The organism is Leptospira soteropolitanensis (assembly GCF_026151655.1).
GTDB lineage: Bacteria > Spirochaetota > Leptospiria > Leptospirales > Leptospiraceae > Leptospira_A > Leptospira_A soteropolitanensis.
This window is the reverse complement of the sequence record NZ_JAMQPN010000002.1, coordinates 318,472-338,255: the sequence shown is the minus strand read 5'-3', so window position 1 is coordinate 338,255 and position 19,784 is coordinate 318,472. Positions and strand designations below refer to the sequence as shown.

Below are 19,784 nucleotides of genomic sequence, written 5' to 3'. Positions count from 1 at the left end.
TTGTTTGCAGTCTCTAAATACCTGCGATTGGGAAAATTTTTTCCTACCTGATTTTTTAGACAAGAGAAACAAGTTATTAGAATAATGATGGTGCTTATTGTTAGGTATTATAAAATTAATAGCAAAACAAAATGAATCCGATCGAATTGTACCAAAGTTTTTATTTTATCTATCGCGAGAGGAATTTAACAAAGGCAGGGAAAATTCTTGGTTTGTCCCAACCGGCACTCAGTTTGCATTTACAATCTTTGGAAAGGCATCGAAAAGAAGTTCTATTTCGCCGTACATCTAGGGATTTAATTCCCACTAATGCCGCCAAACGGTTGTATGTTCAAATCGCAGGCCCAATCGAAGAATTAGAAAAAATGGAGGGGCAATGGAAACCGAAAGAAAATATTCGTAAGTTAAGGATTGGTTCCGCCAAGGAAATTTTTTTAGAGAAAATTTTGCCTAAACTTTCTGCATCGAGGGAAAGATTTCATGTTCAATATGGTCATCCTCCCGAACTTTTGGATTCTTTGGAAAAAAAGGAAATCGATCTAGTCATCACCAATCAAAAGTTAAATGTTCCTGGAATTTTGTTAGAAGAATTATACAGTGAAAAATTTGTTTTTGTCGCGTCAAAATCCATCAGTTCTGAGGCGAATTTTCCATTTCGTGGAGAAACCAAACCTAAAAGCGAAATGATCAAAACTTGGATGGAAAACCAACACTGGTTTGTGTATAGCGAAGACTTTGCGATTGTTCGAAGGTTCTGGATGGTGAATTTTGATTCTCGGCCGAAATTAAAAGAGTATTCCGTTTTACCGAACCTTCATGATATCCTGACTGCTTTAGAACTCGGAAGCGGTGTTTCTGTTTTGCCTACGTATTTACTTGGAAAAAAAACTTCATTGTATACGAATCAAAAGGATTGTCTGAGTTTTGAGAATCAACTGTACCTTGTTAGTCGAGAGGAGGACGTCGATTATTTAGAGGAAAAATTCCCAAAACTGTATGATTGGATGAATATTTAAAGGTCTAAATTAATTTTTTTTCCAGTGGATACATTCCCCTGGGCATTCATCCATTTCCTTTTGTACCTTTTTTTCATCTTCATCTGGGATCAATGCATCGTTGATCGACGCTCCTCCGATATGTGTTTGAGAAACATCATCTTCATCCATCATAAAGTATTTGGGAAGATTATCAGCACATTGGTTACAAGAAGTACAATTGTCTTTGTCTACATAAGCCTTTCTCATGTTTTGTCCTCAGTTTTTAGTTTATAATATAAAATAATAGATACAAAAAAAATAGTGACCGCATTTGCGAGAATGATGGGAAAATCGGACTTTAATATTCCATAAATAAACCATAAGAGTACACCTAAAAAAAACAGAATGTACATATTCCTACTGATATCTCTCGTTTGTTTCGTCATCACCACTCGTAAAACTTGGGGTAGAAAAGATACGGTAGTCAAAAAAGCTGCGATATAGCCAATGAGATTTTCCATTTAGGCTTTGTACTCTCGTTTCACAATGGTTTTTACGCCACCTCGAACATTATAATCTCCCACTACTTTGACATACACTGGATCCACTGCTAAAACAAAGTCTTCAAGGATTTTGTTCACAACATTTTCATGGAAAATTCCTACATTGCGGTAAGACATCATGTATTCTTTCAGTGATTTGAGTTCTACGCATCTCTCTCTGGGGATATATTCGATATAAATCGTTCCAAAGTCGGGAAGTCCGGTTTTGGGGCAAACGGCGGTGAATTCTGGAATGGTAAATTCGATATTGTATTCTTTTCCAATATACACATTGGCAAACCATTCAATTTCCGGGGTTTTCCAGGACGGGATATGGTCTTGTTTGTCCTCATAGGAAGATTCTGATTTTTTTTCCGACATTTGTTTACCCTGACAATTGCAAAATTATTTTGGAATCATCCCATGAAAAGTGATAAAAAAATTGCAGTCGTCGATTTCGGCGGTCAATACGCTCACCTCATCGCATCCCGAATTCGTAGGCTTGGTGCCTATACGGAAATTCTCTCCAACGAAGAACCTTTGTCTGTCTACGAGTCCTATGCTGGAATCATTCTATCTGGTGGCCCAAGTAGCGTTTATGAAAAAGGTGCTCCACTTCTACCGGATGGATTTTTCCAAACGACAGTTCCCATTCTCGGAATCTGTTATGGCCATCAACTTTTAATGAAGGCTCTTGGTGGCGAGGTAGTCTCTTCTAATTCAAAAGAATATGGTCCGGCCATTTTAGAAATTGAAAATCCAAATTCTTTACTTTCCAAATCGCTTTCTCCTAAAACAAAAGTTTGGATGAGCCACGGTGATGAAGTAGTTCGTATGCCGAATGGATTTCAAATTGTGGCTTCTTCCGATAACTGTCGTTATGCGTTTGTTTCAAATGAGTTGAAAAAACAATTTGGAATCCAATTCCATCCAGAAGTCACTCATTCTGAAGAAGGAGAAGTTTTACTTCGTAACTTTGTTAATCTTTGTAATGCCGGTGCTAGTTGGAGTATTTCTCAGTTTTTAGAAGAACAAATTGCTGAACTCCAAAAGAAAGTTCCGCCTGGTAAAAATGTTTTTTTACTCGTTTCCGGTGGCGTGGATTCATCCGTTGCTTATCTACTCCTTGCGAAAGCTCTTGGGAAAGACCGAGTGAAAGGTCTTCTTGTGGACACGGGGTTTATGCGTAAAAACGAAGTGAAGGATCTTATGGACAACCTCCACCACGTTGGATTCGACCTCACCATTTGGGATGAAAGTGCCATTTTTTATAAACACCTAGAATCTGAGTTTGAACCAGAAAGAAAACGGCGTATTGTTGGAGATTTGTTTTTAGAAGCACAAAGTAAGGCAACAGATTCCCTTGGCTTGGATTCAGAACATTGGCTTCTTGGCCAAGGAACCATTTACCCTGACACCATTGAATCTGGGGGAACCAAACATTCCCATAAAATAAAAACCCATCACAACCGTGTCCCTCAAATTGAAAAACTCATCCAAGAAGGTAAAATCATCGAACCTATCGCTGATTTGTATAAAGATGAAGTGAGAGAACTGGGAAGACTTCTTGGTCTTCCTGAACGTTGGATCGAAAGGCATCCTTTTCCGGGGCCAGGGCTTGTCGTACGAATGATTGCAAGTCCAGAAACCAAACCGCCAGTCATCGATTTTTCTGATTTAGCACTTTCTCGCAAAAAGGCAGAAGTCAAAATTTTACCAATTCTTTCCGTGGGAGTCCAAGGCGACCAAAGAAGTTACGCTCACTGTGCTGTGTTGAATGACTTTACTACCAATTGGAAAGAGTTAGATGAATGTGCCGTCGAAATCACTAATTTTAAAAAAGATATCAATCGTGTGGTTTTTGCACCTGGGATTAGTCAGTTTAATGGAGCCTTTCATTATACTAAACTGACTTTAGACAAAGAACATTCAGACATTCTACGGGATGCCGATGCCATTGTGAATCGAATCCTTTATGAGGAGTCCATCCATACATCCATCTGGCAAATGCCTGTAGTTCTTGTTCCCGTAGGTTTACGCGCCAATTCTTATGGAGTAGTGTTACGGCCAGTGGAATCAACAGAAGCTATGACAGCTAACTTTTACGAGATGGATCGAAATATTTTAGATCGCATCACCAAAGAACTATTGGCATTGCCACAAATTTCTTTGGTGTTGTATGATCTAACTCACAAACCGCCCGGAACGATTGAGTGGGAATAAGTTTAGATTTTTCTAATACTTAAATGGATACCAAGATTTAAGGAAGAAGAAGCCAAAGCAGCGCCATTCCCCCCATAGCCAGTTCGGGAAGTTTTCTTCTGAAAAAACTTTGGTTTTCTGGATTTTCCTTAGACTCTTCGGATTTTGTTTCCGGAGCCTTTGTGGTCTCCTTTGTTTCATTAGAAGCAAAGAGAGCGCCAAAAAGGCCCGGTTTCTCTTCCTCTTTTTGCGGTTCCCAAACTACAGGAAGACTAACGACTTCGACGGAATTCTTTTTATAGGCTTGTTTCGTGCCGTCTTTCGATTCCACGAGAACATAATTGGCTGTCGGCGAGGAAGTTTTTACGTTTTCCAAAACCTCTTTTGTTGCTTTCACAGTCACAGTGTCGGCATAGGAAACTTGAGATAAAATCATTAAAAAAGATAAGGTTAGGATGTTCTTTACATTCATATCTACAGCCCAAACGTAAGAAAGGGATAAGCAATTTGATTTTTGAGCGAAATGTTACAATCCGATGAAAATTGAATTTTACTTTCCATTTGACACCAGACCTTCCTATTTTAGCCTATCCAAAGTCACGATTGGCGTCGTGGCCAAGTGGTAAGGCATGGCTCTGCAAAAGCTTGACCGCCGGTTCGAATCCGGCCGACGCCTAATCACGGATCATTCGCCTGGATGGTGGAATTGGTAGACACACAGGACTTAAAATCCTGTGGGAGTAATCCCGTGCGGGTTCGATTCCCGCTCCAGGTATAAATCGAACGTTGGCTACATTAAAAAAACGTAGCGACTCAGTAACAGTTAGCTAATCACAGTTTTCTGATATTTCAATTCTTGGAAGGATTGGTTTTTCACCTTGCCAAGAAAATAAAAATCCAAAATCAACAAATTCAATTCCCTTTCCTAAATACTCATTCGGATGGACTTGGATCTTTTGGATTTGTCTTGGATTGAAAAAAATATCCCTTTTCACGATTCTCTCTTTTTGGACACGATATTCTTTGTCCTGGTCGAAACTCTCTCGTTTTCGAATTTCCAAGTTTAATGTTTTTGGGAGGTTACCTTCCGGACTATCTTCCCAATGAATATGAAGCTGAATGGGTGAAACTCGCAGCTTAGGATTCGAATCAAAATTAACCTCATGGTCTAAACAGCCAACGAGTTTAAAATAAATTTCCTGAGTTCCCTCTGGTAGTGGCACGGCATTGTTAGCATTGTTAGCATTGATGGCAGATTGTGCTATTGGCATTGGAAAGTTATGTTCTGTGCGAGCCCTATGAAAAAAAAGTTCCTTAGCTGGGATTTTTGTTAAATATAAAGCTCCTAAACTAGAAGTGAACATCCATAAAAGAAGAATTCCAAACACTTTATTTTGGTTTCGTAGGTAAGGATTTTCAGTCCTTGTTTTTTTTTCTTTCTGAGTCGCAGGCAGTAAAACTAAAAGTCCCAAAAAAGGAAGTAGAACTTCGTCATCTAACAGAAAACATTGGAAACTTCCGGCAAAAATGATACTGAAAAAACCTAAATAAAAAAGATTACTTTTTCCAACTTGTAATATTTTTTTTGTGATCAAATACAAAAAACTAAGATAAGCAAATACTGAAGTGAACCCGCCTAAAATCCAAAAATGTAGAAAATCAAAATGTGCATGTGATTTGGGAGTGATCGACAAATCATAATATAGTTCTGGTGCTTCGAAAACCAAGAATGTTGCTCTTTTGATGAATTCTGTTGGATAATTTCCACTGCCAACTCCCAATAAAAATGAATCTTTTAAAATTTCAAAATTCATTTTATGAATCCAAATCCTTTGGTTTTCTAACGAACGTTTAGCGAATAATTCATCAATGGCTCTTTGGAATAACCAGTTGTTGTGGTAAAATAGATAGAGAAGAACCGCTATAAGAAAAAAGCCAATGCCTAACCAGGGTAGATATTTTTTTATCGATACTTTTTTTTGGAAAGATAGAAGGAATAAACCAAATAATAAACCAAACCAAACCGATCGGCTTTGGTTCAGAAAAAGTAAAACTAAACCTAAAAATGCTAGGATTAGTAAGAAAAAAAATAGAAACTTAAATTTTTTTTTCTTACTAAGGGTTGGAGCACTTCTGTATGCCGTTAAAAAAATGGATGGAAGATAAATAGCAAACATCCCCCCATATGTTAGGTGAGTGCTTTGAAATCCAATCGGTAAATAAAAAGGGAAAATCCCGAAAAGAGTTCCCAGCTGATGGGGCAAACGGCGACCTTCTACGTATTGGAATCCATCCATCACAAAAGGGGCTAATCGGTAAGGGGAAAAAAGGGATAAAATCCCTGAAAGGATAAGAAATACGGCACCGATCAATACGGCTTTTTTTAAATTTGTTTTTTCAATGCGAGAAAGTCTCGTATGGTGTAATAGCAAAAATGCCATCCATACATCCCCGAATTCTGTTTTTAAAAAGATATGTTTCCATCCAGAAGGTGAGGGATTTAAGAGAGGGTAAATTAAGAAACCCAAATAAAGAAGGATCCAAAAAAAGAAATATGTTTCAGGCCTCGGAGTTTTTTTTTGCCAAAGAAAATCGAGTAACCTAAAAAATACGGATGCACCGGCAAAAATTTGAGAAAGGCTAATGGAAAATGGAGATAGAACAAAGAAAAGGTAGAGAAAAACAATAGAAATCTTATGAAATGTTTCTTTCCCAATCATATTTGGTTCTCAGAATAGGTTTTAACTCCTATGGAAGGCAAGAGAAAAAGAAAATTGTCGGTGGCAATTATCACCTTCAATGAAGAAAAAAATATTGCGGACTGCATACGCTCTGTCGAAACAGTCTCCGATGAAATTATTGTTTTGGATTCCTTAAGTACAGATCGTACAAAAGAAATTGCCAAATCCTTTTCCAAAGTCAAATTTTTTGAATCGCCATTTCCTGGACATGTAGAACAAAAAAATAAAGCCATCGGTTTTTGTTCTAATGATTGGATTCTCTCTTTGGATGCTGATGAACGAGCTGACGATAGTCTTATCCAATCGATTGAAGCCTTTTTAGAGTCAGAAAATGTTTTGGCAGATGGATATAAAATTGCTAGATTGACCTATCATTTGGGACATTGGATTCGTTACAGCGGTTGGTATCCTCTTCGTAGGTATCGATTGTTTCGAAAAAATGCTGCCACTTGGGTGGGAGAAAATCCACATGATTACATCGAATTAAAATCTGGCTCTGTAGGCAAAATAATGAAAGGAGATATCCTTCATTATAGTTTTATAGATTTTAGTCACCAAATTACCACGATCAATCAGTTTTCTAGTATTGTTGCTTATACTCGTTATGCGAAAGGTGAACGTTTTTCTTTTTTTAAGACTATCTTTAAACCTTTCGGGAAATTTTTCGAAATATATATTTTTAAGTTCGGGTTTTTGGATGGAATTCCTGGTCTTTGGATCGCGATTGCATCTTCGTTTTCTACATTTCTCAAATATGCAAAATTATATGAACTAGACAGAAAACAAATTGAGCGCCCGTCCAATATAAGAAAAGAGTATGGCAAAAACTAAAAAGACGTCCCAAAACAGTTTGTTTGCTCGGATCTTTGCATTTTTTAGGTCCGAACGAAGGGTAAATGATAAGGACGCTGTCACTAGAAAAAAAGAACCCAAATCTTTTGCTATAGAATGGTCGATTGCCATTGAAAATTGGAAAAAAAAACTTCGTACGAAACAAGTTTCATCTGGTGTAGTCATTGAAATACCCAAATTTCGCCTAACAAAAACAAATGAAAAATTATTTCGTGCAGAGGGTGAAAACTACTCATTGATTTTGATTACAGGAAACCATTTATATAGAAACAAGGAAGATAAGTGGGGTGGGGTTTTGTTTGTTGACGAAGGTGTCTTAAACCAAAATCTCACGAAAGATTTGGCTTCCCTTGATACCTTACTCTCTGCTTTTTCAATTCCGAAAACAGACTTATTTTTAGATGCGGATGCACCCAAAGAAGATTGGAGATTGGTTCTTACATGGGAACGTTTTTGGAAAGAACAAATTATTTTGCAAATGAAACCAAATTCTATGGCTCTAGTACTACTTGCCATCGGTGAAGAATGCCGAGAATTTTTTGAATCTGTGGCAACGGAAAGACAAAAACGATTGGTGAGGGACGAACTGTTTTATTTGAATTTAGGAAATGGGGTGGAAAAGAATCCCTATACGAAAGCTAAAAACCTATTTGGCTTTGGTTCTGCACTAGTTGAATTTGGAAATACAATCAATACCATAAAAGAAAGAAGGGAAAAGGAAATGAATCATGGATCATAAATCACTCATACAAACTCAAATTGAGGATTCAATTGCTGTTAAACAAAAGTTATTACCACTTCTTTTGCCATCCATTGAATCTGCAGGAAAACTCCTTACAGAGTCTCTCAAACAAGATGGACTTTTATATTTTTGTGGTAATGGCGGATCCAGTTGTGATGCTTCCCATATCGCAGCTGAACTTGTCGTTCGTTATAAATCAGGGAACGAAAGAAAAGCAATTCCAGCACTTGCCTTAAATAGTGATCAGGCCGTCCTTACTGCTTGTTCTAACGATTATGGTTACGAATATGTTTTTCAAAGACAAGTGCAAGCCTTTGGAAAACCAAAGGATGTTTTCGTGGGTCTTACCACTTCTGGAAATTCGCAAAACATTGTTTTGGCGGTTGAAGAGGCTAGAAAAATAGGAATGAAGGTTGTCCTTTTTTTAGGTGGTGATGGTGGGAAATTAAAGGGTAAAGGTGATGTGGAAATCATTGTTCCATCGAAAGTAACTGCGAGAATCCAAGAATGTCATATTCTCATTGGTCATATCCTTTGTAGTATCATTGAAAAGGAACTCTTTGGGCTCGATTGATCCAAATGTGATCCAAATCAAAAATGCGACCATCGGAACAAAGGATGGGCAAAAGATATGGAAAGGGATATCTTTACAAATTCAAAGAGGGATCGTTCACGGTATCATCGGTGAATCGGGGTCGGGAAAGTCAACTTTAGGATTCTCTCTATTTGGAATGGTTCCGAAAGGTTGTACTTTATCCTACGAAAAATTTTTGGTCCTGGGTGAAGATGTTCTTTCCAAACGGCTCGGTACAAAGCTCTTTATGGTTCCCCAAAATCCCAATTCAGCCTTTCATCCTTTTCGAACCATCCGGGCACAGATCCAAGATTTTTTTAAATTATCTGGTTTGAAAAACATTTCTTATGATTCCTTATTTTTGATTTGGGATGAATTGTCGATTCCTCGGACCCATTGGAAAACTTATGCAAGAACTTTGTCTGGTGGTGAAAAACAAAGAATTCTGCTTTCCTTAGCTTTTTTAAGAACACCTGAGATTTTAGTATTAGATGAGCCTACTACGGGTCTCGATGCCTTTTCTGAAAAAATTGTCTTGGAAACAGTCCAAAACCTTGCAAAAATGGGGATGACAATAGTTTTTATTACACATGAACTCCGGATCGTCGAAAGTCTGGCATCCCAAGTTACGATAATGAAACAAGGGGAAGTTTTAGAAACCATTTCGGTTCTAAACCAAAACCTGGAGCCAAAAACAGAATATGGAAAACAACTTAAGGAAGCCTCTCTACTTTTTCAGTAATTGGACACTTCTGTTTTTAGTTCTGATTCCTGCGGTTCTTTCCGCGAATCCAAATTTGAATCTTCGTTCAGTGGATACGGGTTCGTATCCAGAAGTCAAAATTCGATTTCACTCTAACCGATCTTTTGATCCCCAAGGATTAGTGATTTCAGAGCAGTTGGGTTCAAATTCTCGCCTTACAGATTCCTTTCGGCTTCAAAAAACTGAGGCGAAAAATCCAGTGCATTTATACATTTCAATTCCCAGTTATTCCAATGCAGAAGATCGTCGTTGGCTTGTCCAATTGGCAAATCAGCTTGTGAAAGTGAGCGAACAAAGTGGTGGGACTTCCAAGCTACAAATTCAAGCCGATGAAAATAAACATTCTATTGAACGTATCCGCTCAAGTGTACTTGACGTTTCCTTTCCTTTTCCGAAGGTACCTCCGCCTAACTATCCCATTCGAAACTGGGAAAATTTCCTTACGGGGATAAAGAAAAACCAAACTACAGAAGACAATATCCTTGTTTTTGTAAGTTTTTCACCTGAATGGCAAGATCGATTTGAAATTCCAGAACTTGCCAAAAGAATTCGGGAAAAGAACTTACAATTGATAGTGCTTGCACCCAGCAGTTTGGAAGCGACAAAACTTGCTAGTTATGCGAATGGAAGGCATTATCCAATTTCCAAACCAGATAGTTATTCTGAGTTGTTTTCCTATTTACGTGCGTTGGGTGAGGAAGATTACGAACTTATTTATCTTTCCCCTTGGAAATTATCCAGATGGAAAACAAACATACTTTCGGGAGGTTTTGCATTTGGCGACCAAGGGTCCCACTTAGAATTTCAATACGAACTTTCCTTTTTAAAAAGTCTATACTTACTGATATCTGATCCAATGTTTTTTTTTCCTGTTAGTTTTTTTCTCATTTTTCTTTGTTTGGCGGCACTTTATTATTTACGTGGGTATGAAGAACCAAATTCTAGTTTGGCAAAAGTTATAAACATTGAATCTGATTTTTCGGAAAGGAAGGAAGAACTTCAAGTTTACGATAGGATGTATGGAGAGACCTTAGAAAAAGCAGCGAAGGATCGAGAAATCGCAGTCGCCATTGCTGAGAAAGAATCGCTTCCTGGTGTTTCCTATTCCTATGCCGTTCTTATGCGAAAAGATTCCAATCATAATCCCATTCAGTATGCTTTGCAGTTTGATGAAGTGACCATAGGGAGTTGGGAATCTAACCACTTGGTGCTTGATGACCCTAATGTTGCAGGAATCCATGCAAAGATAAAAAATAAAAAAGGGAAATATATATTGTTTGATTGTGTTTCAGAAAGCGGGGTATACTTAAACGGAAAAAAATTACTTCGACCAAAAGTTCTTCATAATTTAGATGAAATTCAGATCGGAAAAACAATCCTTTCGTTTCGAGGCAGGTAGAGATATGATTCGGTTGATACAAATAAAACTCGTTTTCCTGTTAGTTTTTTATTTGATTCTTTCTACACTGTTTTGTTCAGGAAAAACAGGGAATAACGATGCCACAACTTCACTTTTACTTGCCAAAGAATCTGGTGAAAATGGATGTACTGTAGCGGGACTTGGAACACAAATTAAAGCAGGGTATACTGGAATTACAACTACTGCTAAAACTGTCTCCTTCGCAGTTTCAGGTGATACTCATTATGCAGTGATGCAAATTGCTGGAGCTCAAATTGCAACTAGGGTCGTACTTTCTCGTTATGCGAAAGTTGCTGTTTATGTTTCGAGCAGTTGTCCTTTGGATTTATCCTCAGCCGTTTTAGCTAAAGAAGGCACAGAATATACAAAGGTGGACTCACCTGCTACCATCATCAATTTTACAAAATCAGGAAGTTATCTAATTTACCTTTACCAAAAGGAAGATCCGAAGTCCAATCCTCTGACTGTACTTACCGATGGGACACCGGTTCAGGCAATTTCCGATTCGGATTTGACGGACCTTTTAAACGGAGGCTCCACAAAAACATTTAAGTTTGCTTGTAATTTAGGTTCGGGTGTCTGCCAAAATTACTATGGGTTTCTCACTAGTTGTCTTTCGGGAACGAAACAGACATCCAAATGTACGGAGACTAGTGCTGTCGGTTCTTGTAAGGTCACTCAGTCCAGTGTAGGATTTATCATTAGCGTATACACGGCTCCTTTAACTGGCGGCGGCGGTGGGACTGCGGCAACCCATTGCACGGGTCTTTCCGGAACCTATGTGGATGGGGCTACCATCCAAACCCCTTAGAACTTATCTATTTTTTCAAATTCCCTGGACATACCACCCCATGTCCGAGTTATGACTGGAAGTGGGGGAGTCTAGTTATGAAAACCATGTTTGAGAAGATTTGGAATGACCATTTGGTCCACGAGGAAGATGGAACCTGCCTTATTTATATTGATAGACACCTTGTTCACGAGGTAACAAGCCCACAAGCTTTTGAGAGTTTAAAACTAGCCAACCGGAAAGTGCGCCGTCCTGATGCAACTTATGCTACGATGGATCACAATGTTTCGACAAGAACTCGTGATTGGAAATCTGTCGATCCCATCTCTGTCCTTCAGATGCAAACTCTTATGGACAATTGTAAAGAAAACGGAATTACATTATTTGATATCAACCATCCTGACAATGGGATTGTACACGTGGTGGCTCCCGAACTTGGACTCACCCATCCCGGGATGACCATTGTCTGCGGGGATTCTCACACGGCAACTCATGGTGCTTTTGGAGCACTCGCATTTGGGATTGGAACTTCGGAAGTAGAACATGTTCTTGCAACACAAACTCTTGTTCAGAAGAAACCAAAAACTTTAGAGATTCGAGTGGATGGTAATTTATCTCCTCTTGTTTCTGCAAAAGACATTGTTCTTGCTATCATCGGTAAAATTGGAACGGACGGTGCCACCGGTTATGTGATCGAATTTACAGGAGAAGCCATTCGGTCTTTGAGTATGGAAGGTCGTATGACCATTTGTAATATGGCCATCGAAGCCGGTGCACGCGCGGGCCTCATTTCTCCAGATGACACTACAATCAATTACATCAAAGGTAGAGACTTCGCTCCTAAGGGTGAAGCATTTGAAGTGGCAGCTGCAAAATGGAGAGCTTATGCTACCGATGCTGGTGCTAAGTTTGATAAAACAGTGATACTCAATGCAAGTGAAATCGCACCTATGGTTTCTTGGGGAACGTCTCCCGGCCAAGTGATCCCTGTGACAGAAACAGTACCAAGTCCAACTGATTTCACAGATCCAGTGCAAAAGAAATCGGCAGAGTCGGCTCTTGCTTATATGGATTTAAAACCTGGCCAGAAACTTTCCGATGTCAAAGTGAATAAAGTGTTTATTGGTTCCTGTACGAACTCTAGGATCGAAGACCTTCGCGTAGTGGCAAGTACCGTCAAAGGAAAGAAAGTCAGTAAGGAAGTAGAAGCTATCATTGTTCCTGGTTCTGGTCGTGTGAAAAGACAAGCAGAACAGGAAGGACTAGATAAAATCTTTTTAGAAGCTGGATTCCAATGGCGAAACCCAGGTTGTTCTATGTGTCTTGCTATGAATGATGACGTTCTCTCTCCGGGTGATCGTTGTGCCTCTACTTCTAACAGGAACTTTGAAGGAAGACAGGGAAAAGGAGGTCGAACGCATTTGGTTGGACCTGCAATGGCTGCCGCAGTTGCGGTGGAAGGACATTTTGTAGACATTCGGGAGTGGAATTAAGATGAAAGCATTTACAAAGTTAAAAGGAATCGCTGCACTTTTAGATAAGGCAAACGTAGATACGGACCAAATCATCCCTAAACAATTCCTTCGTAAAATTGAAAGGTCAGGGTTTGGCCAACATCTCTTTCACGACTGGCGATTTTTAGATGACGCCGGAAAAAAGCCGAATCCAGAATTTGTTCTCAATGCAGAAAGATACCAAGGTGCCAATATCCTTGTTACAAGAGATAACTTTGGCTGTGGATCTTCCAGAGAACACGCTCCTTGGGCCTTAGAAGATTACGGATTTCGTTCCATCATCTCTCCGTCATTTGCAGATATTTTTTATAATAACTGTTTTAAAAATGGAATGTTACCTATCGTTTTACCGGAGAATCAGGTAGAAGAAATTTTCCAAGCCATTGATAAAAAACCAGGTGCGAACTTGGAAATCGATTTAGAAAATCAAGTGGTTGTGACCGAAGAAGGTAAAAAATACCCATTTGAAGTGGATGCTTTTCGCAAACATTGCCTTCTGAATGGACTTGATGATATTGGACTCACTTTACAAAAGGCAGATTTTATTCAAAAATTTGAAGAAAAGAACCAAAAAGAAGTTCCCTGGTTGTATGCAAAGACTGTATAATCGCCGTATGAAACTGTTTTCAATTTTACTCGGATTTTTACTCGTATCAACCAGTCTTTTTGCTGATGAACTTTTGATCCAGGACACCAAACAGGGGTTAGGGAGAGAAGCCATTCGCGGAACTACGGTTGTGGTTCATTACACAGGAAAGTTAACCAATGGAAAAGTATTTGATTCTTCTCTTGATCGCGGCGAACCTTTTAGTTTTCAATTGGGCCAAGGACAAGTCATCCAAGGTTGGGAAAGAGGCATCGTGGGAATGAAAGAAGGTGGGAAACGAAAACTGACGATCCCTCCACAATATGGATACGGCGCACGCGCAGTTGGTCCCATTCCTGCCAACTCAACTCTTGTATTTGATGTGGAACTGATTAAAGTAAAATAAATGATAGATCCAATTTCCAAAGGCATCGATGACTTAGGCAACAGCTTACTTCAGGCTTTGAACAATGTACAAGGTATCTTTGGAAAGGAACTTTCTGTTGCCAAACCCATTGTAGACAATGTCCTCCAACTGATTGGCAATACCCCTCTCATTCGGTTGAATCGGATTGGTTCTGAATATACAGGGGTTCAGTTTTATCTAAAAGCTGAATTTTTAAATCCTACTGGCTCTGCGAAAGACAGAACTGCTATTGCGATGTATTTGGATGCCGAAAAAAGAGGGAAACTAAAAAAAGGAATGTCTGTAGTGCTTGTTGGTGCTGGATCTTCCTCGGTTAGTTTCACTTGGATTGGAAAAGTAAAAGGATATCCTGTATTCTGTTTGGTTCCACTCCAAACTTCCCCAGAGCGCATCCAGTTATTACGTAGTTACGGGGCAGAAGTGACTGTCACCAATGAATCAGATTTGGGCCGTCTTTCTGAACTTGCAGAAGATAAAGCTAAAAAGTTAGGTGGATGGATTCCTGATGAAGCATCCAATCCAGCAAATCCCAATTTTCATTTCAAAACGACAGGTCCTGAGATCTGGAGAGACTTACAAGGGAAAGTGGGAGCTGTGATTTCGGCACCGGGATCCGGTGGAGCGATCACTGGAATTGGGCGATTTTTAAAATCACAAGACCGCCGGGTGAAAGTCATTATTGCGGGAAAACAAAACTCGCCTTTTATGGAATATGGAAAAACTGACAATCCAAAAGAAAGAGAAAGAATCCAACTTCCTGCCGTTTATGATCCCAAATTAATTGATCATTATTTTCATGTGACGAAAGATGAAGCCTTACACCTGCAAGCTGACCTTTACGAAAAGGAAGGAATTTTTGCAGGACTTACCACGGGGACAGTCATCACAGGAGCTCTTAGGTTTTCGGAATCTATTCCTGAGTCCGAAAGAAACGAAAGAAATCCTTTTAATATCGTGATTTTATCCCCTGATCGGGATTAAGGTTTTTCGCTAAACAGTTTTTTTAGTTCTTCAAGAGAACTTTTTGCTACGGTTTCGCCTAATTGGATAAATTCCGCACTCCGCCAAAACTCAAACCAATTGGAATTGGGTAGAATTGGATTCAAATACACATCTGCTTCCTGTGCACTGTATTTTCCAATTCGATACTGCAGGGAATACAAACTATTTACAATAATATCGAGAACATTCAAATTTAATAGTTTGTTTGTTTTCATCTCATCTTTGGAACTAGGCATGGAATTGATGGCGATGATTTTCTGAATTCCTTCCTGGGTAAGAGCAGAAACGGGGAGAGGATTTACGATCCCTCCATCTACATAGGTTTTTCCGTTTTCTTGGGGTTGGGGTACAAACACTCCTGGGATAGAGATACTTGCCATCACTGCATCTAATACCTTTCCTTCGGAGAGGACAATCTCTTGTCTTGTGGAAATATCACAACTAATGAGTCTTAGTTTAATCGGTAGGTCTTCAAAATATAAATCCCCCAAATATTTTTCGAGAAGTGACCTAACATGTTTTCCATGTAAAAGTCCTTGGCCTGGAAAGGATAAGTCTACGAGTTTAAACATTTTAAAAATACTATCAATTTCACCAAGCAGTGGTAAAATTCCTTTATAACCAAGGCCACTGGCCCAGAAAGCACCAATGATTGCACCAATACTTGTTCCTGAAATCATATCTGGAATGATCCCTTCTTCTTCCATGGCTTTCATGATTCCCACTTGGGCTAGACCTAGTGCGGCACCGCCCCCGAGGGCCACACCCATTTGGACTCCGGAAAGTTCTCTTGCTTTTCGTCGGATATAAATTTCCCATTTTCCGTGATCGACGATATCTCTAATATTTGTTTCATGGTAGAGAATTTCGTTTTCTTTCGATTCTTTGGTAATCGAGTTACAAAGATTAATGGTTTTGTCACTAGAGAGATAGTTTTCAATATGATCGGCTTCTTCGATTAACAGTCGTTTGAGTTCTTCATCCGTTTCAGGAAAAACTTCCAAAAAAATAAAAGAGTGACTGGCATAATGTTTTCCTAAGGTTTCTTTAATACGTTCCGAATCTTTAAATTTATAAGACTTTTGGTATGGATTTTCAGTTTGTCCATTTTGCGTAAAATGGAGAACCACAGATTTTTTTCCTGATTCCTCTTCGATGGATTTTACTAAATCTTTTGCTAAATGGTCTTTTGCCATCGGGTCAGAATGCACCAAACAAACGACGGAATTACGAAAGTATTCCCTTCCTCCAAGTAGTTCACCTCGAAGAGACTTGGTTAACATTTTAGAAAAGGTGATCGATAAATAAGGTATTTTTTGGATTAACTTTTGAAACTCTGTTTGGGATAAAACTAAAAACCTAGATTCGGAAACTGTAACTGCTGTATGACTATGTTTTTCTCCAGTGAGTAGGGATTGGATTCCAAAATACTCCCCTTTTTTCAGGTATTGTACTTCTTCTTCGCGTTTGCCTTCTCCTTTTTTGGGAAGAAACAGTTTAATCCCACCAGACAAAATTAAAAATAAACTTCGGTTTCCATCTCCCGCACTGAAAAGAACCTCTTCGCGTTCGGATTCGACAATATGAACCGCCTCGGCCACCCAAACCTTTTCTTTTTTCGATAAACTTCGGAATAGGGGTAAGCTGGAAACGAGGTGAATTTTCCCTTCTAAATCTTTCATAAGGACCTTTTCCACCAGAGTTTCAGATAGGAAAGAGAGAGAAATTTCGTTTTTTATACGTTTCTAAAAATTTTCGTTGACTATCTATATGTTAAGTAGTAGATATATGTTTAGTAAACAGGAGTCTATATGATCACACATTTGAAAATTAAAGATTTTGCACTCTTCGAATCCTTAGAACTTTCCCTTTCGGATGGTCTCACTGTCTTCACTGGTGAATCCGGTGCAGGAAAATCCTTAATTTTCGATGCATTGGCTTCTCTCTTTGGGGGACGGTGTTCGACAGCGAACATTCGCCAAGGAAAAGATCGTTATTCATTACAGGCAGTCCTTTCCCTTGCGGGGCAAAACTTGGCCAAAGATTATTTGATGGAACAAGGCTTTCGTTATACAGGAGATGAAATTGTCATCACCAAAGAACTGATGAAAGATGGAAAAGCAAGGGTTAAAATTGGTGAGAGTTTAGCATCTACCTCTCACTTACGTGAGCTTGGGAAAACTATGGCAGAGATTCATTGTCAGAATGAACAACTCTTTCTACTAGAAAAATCCAACCAATTAGAATTTTTAGATCGTTATGGCAATTTGGAATCTTTAAAATTTAAATTCAAATCTGCCTTACAGCAATATCGACATTGGAAACAGAAACTCATAGATTTTGAAGAAACCAGAAGGACTATGCTTAAACGGAAAGAAATCCTCGAATATGAAATCGAAGAGATTGAATCCGTTTCTCCCAAAGAAGGCGAAGACGAAAGTTTATCTACTGAAGAATCTCTATTAGCAAATGGAGAAAAATTAGCAGAAAACTATCGTTTGGTGTTAGAGGAGTTGGTAGAAAAAGAAAATTCCATTTTGAAAGTTTTTCCAACCTTAATCCACGCCATCCAAAAAGTTTCCATTTTAGTTCCAGAAAAAAAGGAAATGTTAGAAGAATGGGAAGAGGTATATGACAGATTAAAATCCCTGAAATCAGTCATCAGGGAGGAAGAAGAAGAACTTTTTTTTAGCCCGGAGAGATTGGATATGGTTCAGTCTAGACTCCAAGACATAAAAAAGCTTAAGAAAAAATACAATGTTAGTCTTGCTGAAATTAATCTTTTGTTAGAGGAAAAAAAATCCGAATTGGAACGTTGGAATGAGCAGGCTGGGGATGAAGATTTTTTGCGAATCAAAAAAGACCAATGCTTAGCCGAGTTGAAGGATCTTGGATTTCAACTATCTAAGCTACGCCGAAATGTGATTTCCCAATTTGAAGAAGATGTCCAGAAAGAGATGGCTGATTTGGGACTAGAAGGTGGAAAACTCCAGGTAGTCCTTCGTTGGGAAGAGAACCCTGAAGGCGAGGTCGAAGAAGGTTCCAAGTCTTATTTCCTTTCTGAATCTGGACTAGATCAAATCGAGTTCTATTTTAGTGCCAATCCGGGAGAAAAACCACGCCCACTCAGAAAAGTGGCTTCGGGAGGGGAGTTATCTCGGGTTATGCTTGCTCTTCGCAGTGTCCTTGGAAAACAAGCACCTTCTCCACAAATGTTAGTTTTGGATGAGGTGGATACCGGACTCGGCGGTGAGGCAGCTGAGGCAATGGCAACAAAGCTTAAAAAACTAGCAAGAAACTCGCAAATTCTTCTCATCACTCATACACAGCAAGTGGCGGCCTCCGGCCACCATCAAATCAAAATCGAAAAACGTCAGGAAGGTGGTAGGACTGTGTCGATTGCCTCAATTCTTGATTTTGAAGAACGTAAGAGGGAACTGGCTCGGATGATCGGTGGTAAACAACTGACCTCTGCGGTGCTCAAAGCCGCCACCGATTTGCTAATGAAAAAAGCGGGGTGATGTCGTAAAAATAGTATTTGGCGAAAAAGGGAAGACTGAAAACTCTATTCGTAATCCTTCAATGGGGTCCCATTCATGTTTTTTCCTTTCGCCAAATCAGACTCAATCATTTCTTCGGTTCCTCCGCAAACCATCCCTATTTTAATTATCTTTGTATCCATCGTAGGTTTTACGATCATTGTGGAGCGACTTGTTTATTTCTTTCGACTGAAAGCCATTCCTCAGGATCACTTTCGTCGTGTCAGGGAGCTTGCTCGTGAACAAAAATGGGATGAAGCCAAGGACATACTGGGTCATGACGTTCAGTCTCCAGCAGCAGTTCTCTTACGTATGGCATTTGATCTGAAAAGACGCGGAGTCCAGTTTTGGGAAGAGGATATTCGCCAAGAAGGCTTTCGCCAAATTTATCTAATGGAAAGATATTTAACTGGTCTTGGAACCATTGCCACTATTGCTCCATTACTTGGAGTTCTTGGGACAGTGATCGGGATTGTCCGTTCCTTTGCTGAAGGTGCTGGAACCCAAGGTGCGGAAGTTGGAATTTCAGAGGCTTTAATTACCACTGCGATGGGACTTGGAATTGCCATTCCAGCCTACATTTTTTATAATCTTTTCTCTCGTATGAAAGAGGAAAGAATTACGGAAATGGAAAACGTAACAGATTTGGTGTTACCACACCTGAACAAATAAACAAATCAAATGAAATTTCGCAAAACGCAAAAATCATTTAATAACATCGAGCTTGCGCCTCTCATTGATGTTATCTCCTTTATAGTGATTTATTTTTTGATGAATGCAACTTTAGAAAAAAACACTGCTTTGAAGGTAGAGTTGCCTCGCTCCTCAAGTGTTGCTAAAGAGAAACAAAAAGACGAACTCGTGATAACTGTGGATAAACAGGGAAAGATATATTTAGATCAAAATGCGGAAGCTGTTCCTCTGGAAGGACTTACCGAAAAGATCAATGGATTTCTTGGTCCAGAAAAGGAAAGAGATCCCAAAAAAAACAAAGTCATTATTCGTGGAGATGGTGGTGCGTCCTACCAAGTTGTTGTTAAGGTAATTGATGCAGTCAATGCTGCCGGTGTTAGCCGCTTTAACTTAGCGATGGTAAAAGGCACATCTAAGTGA

At 39.2% G+C, this 19,784-nt stretch carries 21 protein-coding genes and 2 tRNA genes; 17 read left to right on the top strand and 6 right to left on the bottom strand.

Going from position 1 to position 19,784, the window contains the following annotated elements; all coding sequences use genetic code 11:
- The first annotated feature begins 131 nt into the window (after positions 1-131).
- Positions 132-1,016 carry a LysR family transcriptional regulator gene (locus ND811_RS06320; RefSeq protein WP_265351256.1) on the top strand — a complete coding sequence of 295 codons (885 nt, stop codon included), beginning with the start codon at positions 132-134 and terminating at the stop codon, positions 1,014-1,016.
- 9 nt (positions 1,017-1,025) lie between these two features.
- Here the strand turns inward: ND811_RS06320 and ND811_RS06315 are convergent, their stop codons facing one another.
- Genes ND811_RS06315 through queF form a run of 3 tightly spaced genes read right to left on the bottom strand, consistent with a single transcriptional unit; the run spans position 1,026 to position 1,900 of the window.
- Positions 1,026-1,244: a ferredoxin gene (locus tag ND811_RS06315; RefSeq protein WP_265351255.1), complete on the bottom strand. Its 219-nt coding sequence runs from the start codon at positions 1,242-1,244 to the stop codon at positions 1,026-1,028.
- Positions 1,241-1,498: a SemiSWEET transporter gene (locus ND811_RS06310; protein ID WP_265351254.1), complete on the bottom strand. Its 258-nt coding sequence runs from the start codon at positions 1,496-1,498 to the stop codon at positions 1,241-1,243. Before ND811_RS06310 ends, ND811_RS06315 begins: the two co-directional genes overlap by 4 nt.
- Entirely contained in the window at positions 1,499-1,900 is a 402-nt protein-coding gene (queF, locus tag ND811_RS06305) for a preQ(1) synthase (RefSeq protein ID WP_265351253.1), read from the bottom strand.
- 42 nt (positions 1,901-1,942) lie between these two features.
- Between queF and guaA the strand changes: the two genes are divergently transcribed.
- Positions 1,943-3,742 (top strand): glutamine-hydrolyzing GMP synthase, encoded by a 1,800-nt coding sequence (gene guaA / locus ND811_RS06300; protein ID WP_265351252.1) that lies wholly within the window; start codon positions 1,943-1,945, stop codon positions 3,740-3,742.
- 37 nt (positions 3,743-3,779) lie between these two features.
- On the opposite strand, the gene ND811_RS06295 is transcribed toward guaA, so the two are convergent.
- Complete coding sequence (locus ND811_RS06295; RefSeq protein ID WP_265351251.1) at positions 3,780-4,193, bottom strand: LIMLP_04285 family protein; 414 nt, start codon at positions 4,191-4,193, stop codon at positions 3,780-3,782.
- 133 nt (positions 4,194-4,326) lie between these two features.
- Here ND811_RS06295 and ND811_RS06290 point away from each other — a divergent pair.
- Positions 4,327-4,397, top strand: a tRNA-Cys gene (locus ND811_RS06290).
- Between the two features lie 15 nt (positions 4,398-4,412).
- Positions 4,413-4,496: transfer RNA gene (locus tag ND811_RS06285), tRNA-Leu, on the top strand.
- Between the two features lie 52 nt (positions 4,497-4,548).
- Here the strand turns inward: ND811_RS06285 and ND811_RS06280 are convergent.
- Positions 4,549-6,441, bottom strand: a complete 1,893-nt coding sequence (locus tag ND811_RS06280; RefSeq protein ID WP_265351250.1) for an O-antigen ligase family protein — start codon at positions 6,439-6,441, stop codon at positions 4,549-4,551.
- A 30-nt stretch (positions 6,442-6,471) separates the two neighbouring features.
- Between ND811_RS06280 and ND811_RS06275 the strand changes: the two genes are divergently transcribed.
- The 10 genes from ND811_RS06275 (at position 6,472) to ND811_RS06230 (ending at position 15,111) form a co-directional block, all read left to right on the top strand.
- A complete protein-coding gene (locus ND811_RS06275) occupies positions 6,472-7,293 on the top strand; it encodes a glycosyltransferase family 2 protein (protein WP_265351249.1) in 822 nt (273 codons plus the stop codon).
- Positions 7,280-8,053, top strand: a complete 774-nt coding sequence (locus ND811_RS06270) for an LBBP_01157 family protein (RefSeq protein ID WP_265351248.1) — start codon at positions 7,280-7,282, stop codon at positions 8,051-8,053. Before ND811_RS06275 ends, ND811_RS06270 begins: the two co-directional genes overlap by 14 nt.
- A complete protein-coding gene (locus ND811_RS06265; RefSeq protein WP_265351247.1) occupies positions 8,043-8,630 on the top strand; it encodes an SIS domain-containing protein in 588 nt (195 codons plus the stop codon). Before ND811_RS06270 ends, ND811_RS06265 begins: the two co-directional genes overlap by 11 nt.
- Complete coding sequence (locus ND811_RS06260; RefSeq protein WP_265351246.1) at positions 8,617-9,372, top strand: ATP-binding cassette domain-containing protein; 756 nt, start codon at positions 8,617-8,619, stop codon at positions 9,370-9,372. Before ND811_RS06265 ends, ND811_RS06260 begins: the two co-directional genes overlap by 14 nt.
- Positions 9,332-10,792, top strand: a complete 1,461-nt coding sequence (locus tag ND811_RS06255; RefSeq protein ID WP_265351245.1) for an FHA domain-containing protein — start codon at positions 9,332-9,334, stop codon at positions 10,790-10,792. Before ND811_RS06260 ends, ND811_RS06255 begins: the two co-directional genes overlap by 41 nt.
- Positions 10,793-10,796: 4 nt before the next feature.
- Positions 10,797-11,624 carry a hypothetical protein gene (locus ND811_RS06250; protein WP_265351244.1) on the top strand — a complete coding sequence of 276 codons (828 nt, stop codon included), beginning with the start codon at positions 10,797-10,799 and terminating at the stop codon, positions 11,622-11,624.
- Positions 11,625-11,701: 77 nt separating this feature from the next.
- Positions 11,702-13,096, top strand: a complete 1,395-nt coding sequence (leuC, locus tag ND811_RS06245; RefSeq protein ID WP_265351243.1) for a 3-isopropylmalate dehydratase large subunit — start codon at positions 11,702-11,704, stop codon at positions 13,094-13,096.
- 1 nt (position 13,097) lies between these two features.
- Positions 13,098-13,724 carry a 3-isopropylmalate dehydratase small subunit gene (gene leuD, locus ND811_RS06240; RefSeq protein ID WP_265351242.1) on the top strand — a complete coding sequence of 209 codons (627 nt, stop codon included), beginning with the start codon at positions 13,098-13,100 and terminating at the stop codon, positions 13,722-13,724.
- A gap of 7 nt (positions 13,725-13,731) precedes the next feature.
- A complete protein-coding gene (locus ND811_RS06235; RefSeq protein WP_135744209.1) occupies positions 13,732-14,109 on the top strand; it encodes an FKBP-type peptidyl-prolyl cis-trans isomerase in 378 nt (125 codons plus the stop codon).
- Complete coding sequence (locus ND811_RS06230; RefSeq protein WP_135744210.1) at positions 14,110-15,111, top strand: PLP-dependent cysteine synthase family protein; 1,002 nt, start codon at positions 14,110-14,112, stop codon at positions 15,109-15,111.
- On the opposite strand, the gene ND811_RS06225 is transcribed toward ND811_RS06230, so the two are convergent.
- Complete coding sequence (locus ND811_RS06225) at positions 15,108-16,814, bottom strand: patatin-like phospholipase family protein (protein ID WP_265351241.1); 1,707 nt, start codon at positions 16,812-16,814, stop codon at positions 15,108-15,110. The genes ND811_RS06230 and ND811_RS06225 overlap by 4 nt on opposite strands.
- 129 nt (positions 16,815-16,943) lie before the next feature.
- On the opposite strand from ND811_RS06225, the gene recN reads away from it, so the two are divergent.
- From recN to ND811_RS06210, 3 genes are all read left to right on the top strand, one after another.
- Positions 16,944-18,653, top strand: coding sequence for a DNA repair protein RecN (recN, locus tag ND811_RS06220; RefSeq protein WP_265351240.1), 1,710 nt, complete (start codon positions 16,944-16,946; stop codon positions 18,651-18,653).
- A gap of 75 nt (positions 18,654-18,728) precedes the next feature.
- On the top strand, positions 18,729-19,343 hold the full coding sequence (locus tag ND811_RS06215; protein WP_265351239.1) for a MotA/TolQ/ExbB proton channel family protein: 615 nt from the start codon (positions 18,729-18,731) through the stop codon (positions 19,341-19,343).
- Positions 19,344-19,352: 9 nt separating this feature from the next.
- Positions 19,353-19,784 (top strand): ExbD/TolR family protein, encoded by a 432-nt coding sequence (locus ND811_RS06210; RefSeq protein WP_265351238.1) that lies wholly within the window; start codon positions 19,353-19,355, stop codon positions 19,782-19,784.

Excerpts from the sequence above, each read along its gene's own strand:
- ND811_RS06210 (WP_265351238.1), top strand. The coding sequence starts at position 19,353 with ATGAAATTTCGCAAAACGCAAAAATCATTTAATAACATCGAGCTTGCG.
- ND811_RS06280 (WP_265351250.1), bottom strand. The coding sequence starts at position 6,441 with ATGATTGGGAAAGAAACATTTCATAAGATTTCTATTGTTTTTCTCTAC.
- ND811_RS06315 (WP_265351255.1), bottom strand. The coding sequence starts at position 1,244 with ATGAGAAAGGCTTATGTAGACAAAGACAATTGTACTTCTTGTAACCAA.
- ND811_RS06255 (WP_265351245.1), top strand. The coding sequence starts at position 9,332 with ATGGAAAACAACTTAAGGAAGCCTCTCTACTTTTTCAGTAATTGGACA.
- queF (WP_265351253.1), bottom strand. The coding sequence starts at position 1,900 with ATGTCGGAAAAAAAATCAGAATCTTCCTATGAGGACAAACAAGACCAT.
- ND811_RS06310 (WP_265351254.1), bottom strand. The coding sequence starts at position 1,498 with ATGGAAAATCTCATTGGCTATATCGCAGCTTTTTTGACTACCGTATCT.
- ND811_RS06250 (WP_265351244.1), top strand. The coding sequence starts at position 10,797 with ATGATTCGGTTGATACAAATAAAACTCGTTTTCCTGTTAGTTTTTTAT.
- ND811_RS06270 (WP_265351248.1), top strand. The coding sequence starts at position 7,280 with ATGGCAAAAACTAAAAAGACGTCCCAAAACAGTTTGTTTGCTCGGATC.
- ND811_RS06275 (WP_265351249.1), top strand. The coding sequence starts at position 6,472 with ATGGAAGGCAAGAGAAAAAGAAAATTGTCGGTGGCAATTATCACCTTC.
- ND811_RS06320 (WP_265351256.1), top strand. The coding sequence starts at position 132 with ATGAATCCGATCGAATTGTACCAAAGTTTTTATTTTATCTATCGCGAG.
- ND811_RS06235 (WP_135744209.1), top strand. The coding sequence starts at position 13,732 with ATGAAACTGTTTTCAATTTTACTCGGATTTTTACTCGTATCAACCAGT.
- ND811_RS06215 (WP_265351239.1), top strand. The coding sequence starts at position 18,729 with ATGTTTTTTCCTTTCGCCAAATCAGACTCAATCATTTCTTCGGTTCCT.
- ND811_RS06225 (WP_265351241.1), bottom strand. The coding sequence starts at position 16,814 with ATGAAAGATTTAGAAGGGAAAATTCACCTCGTTTCCAGCTTACCCCTA.
- recN (WP_265351240.1), top strand. The coding sequence starts at position 16,944 with ATGATCACACATTTGAAAATTAAAGATTTTGCACTCTTCGAATCCTTA.
- ND811_RS06265 (WP_265351247.1), top strand. The coding sequence starts at position 8,043 with ATGGATCATAAATCACTCATACAAACTCAAATTGAGGATTCAATTGCT.
- guaA (WP_265351252.1), top strand. The coding sequence starts at position 1,943 with ATGAAAAGTGATAAAAAAATTGCAGTCGTCGATTTCGGCGGTCAATAC.
- ND811_RS06230 (WP_135744210.1), top strand. The coding sequence starts at position 14,110 with ATGATAGATCCAATTTCCAAAGGCATCGATGACTTAGGCAACAGCTTA.
- leuD (WP_265351242.1), top strand. The coding sequence starts at position 13,098 with ATGAAAGCATTTACAAAGTTAAAAGGAATCGCTGCACTTTTAGATAAG.
- ND811_RS06295 (WP_265351251.1), bottom strand. The coding sequence starts at position 4,193 with ATGAATGTAAAGAACATCCTAACCTTATCTTTTTTAATGATTTTATCT.
- leuC (WP_265351243.1), top strand. The coding sequence starts at position 11,702 with ATGAAAACCATGTTTGAGAAGATTTGGAATGACCATTTGGTCCACGAG.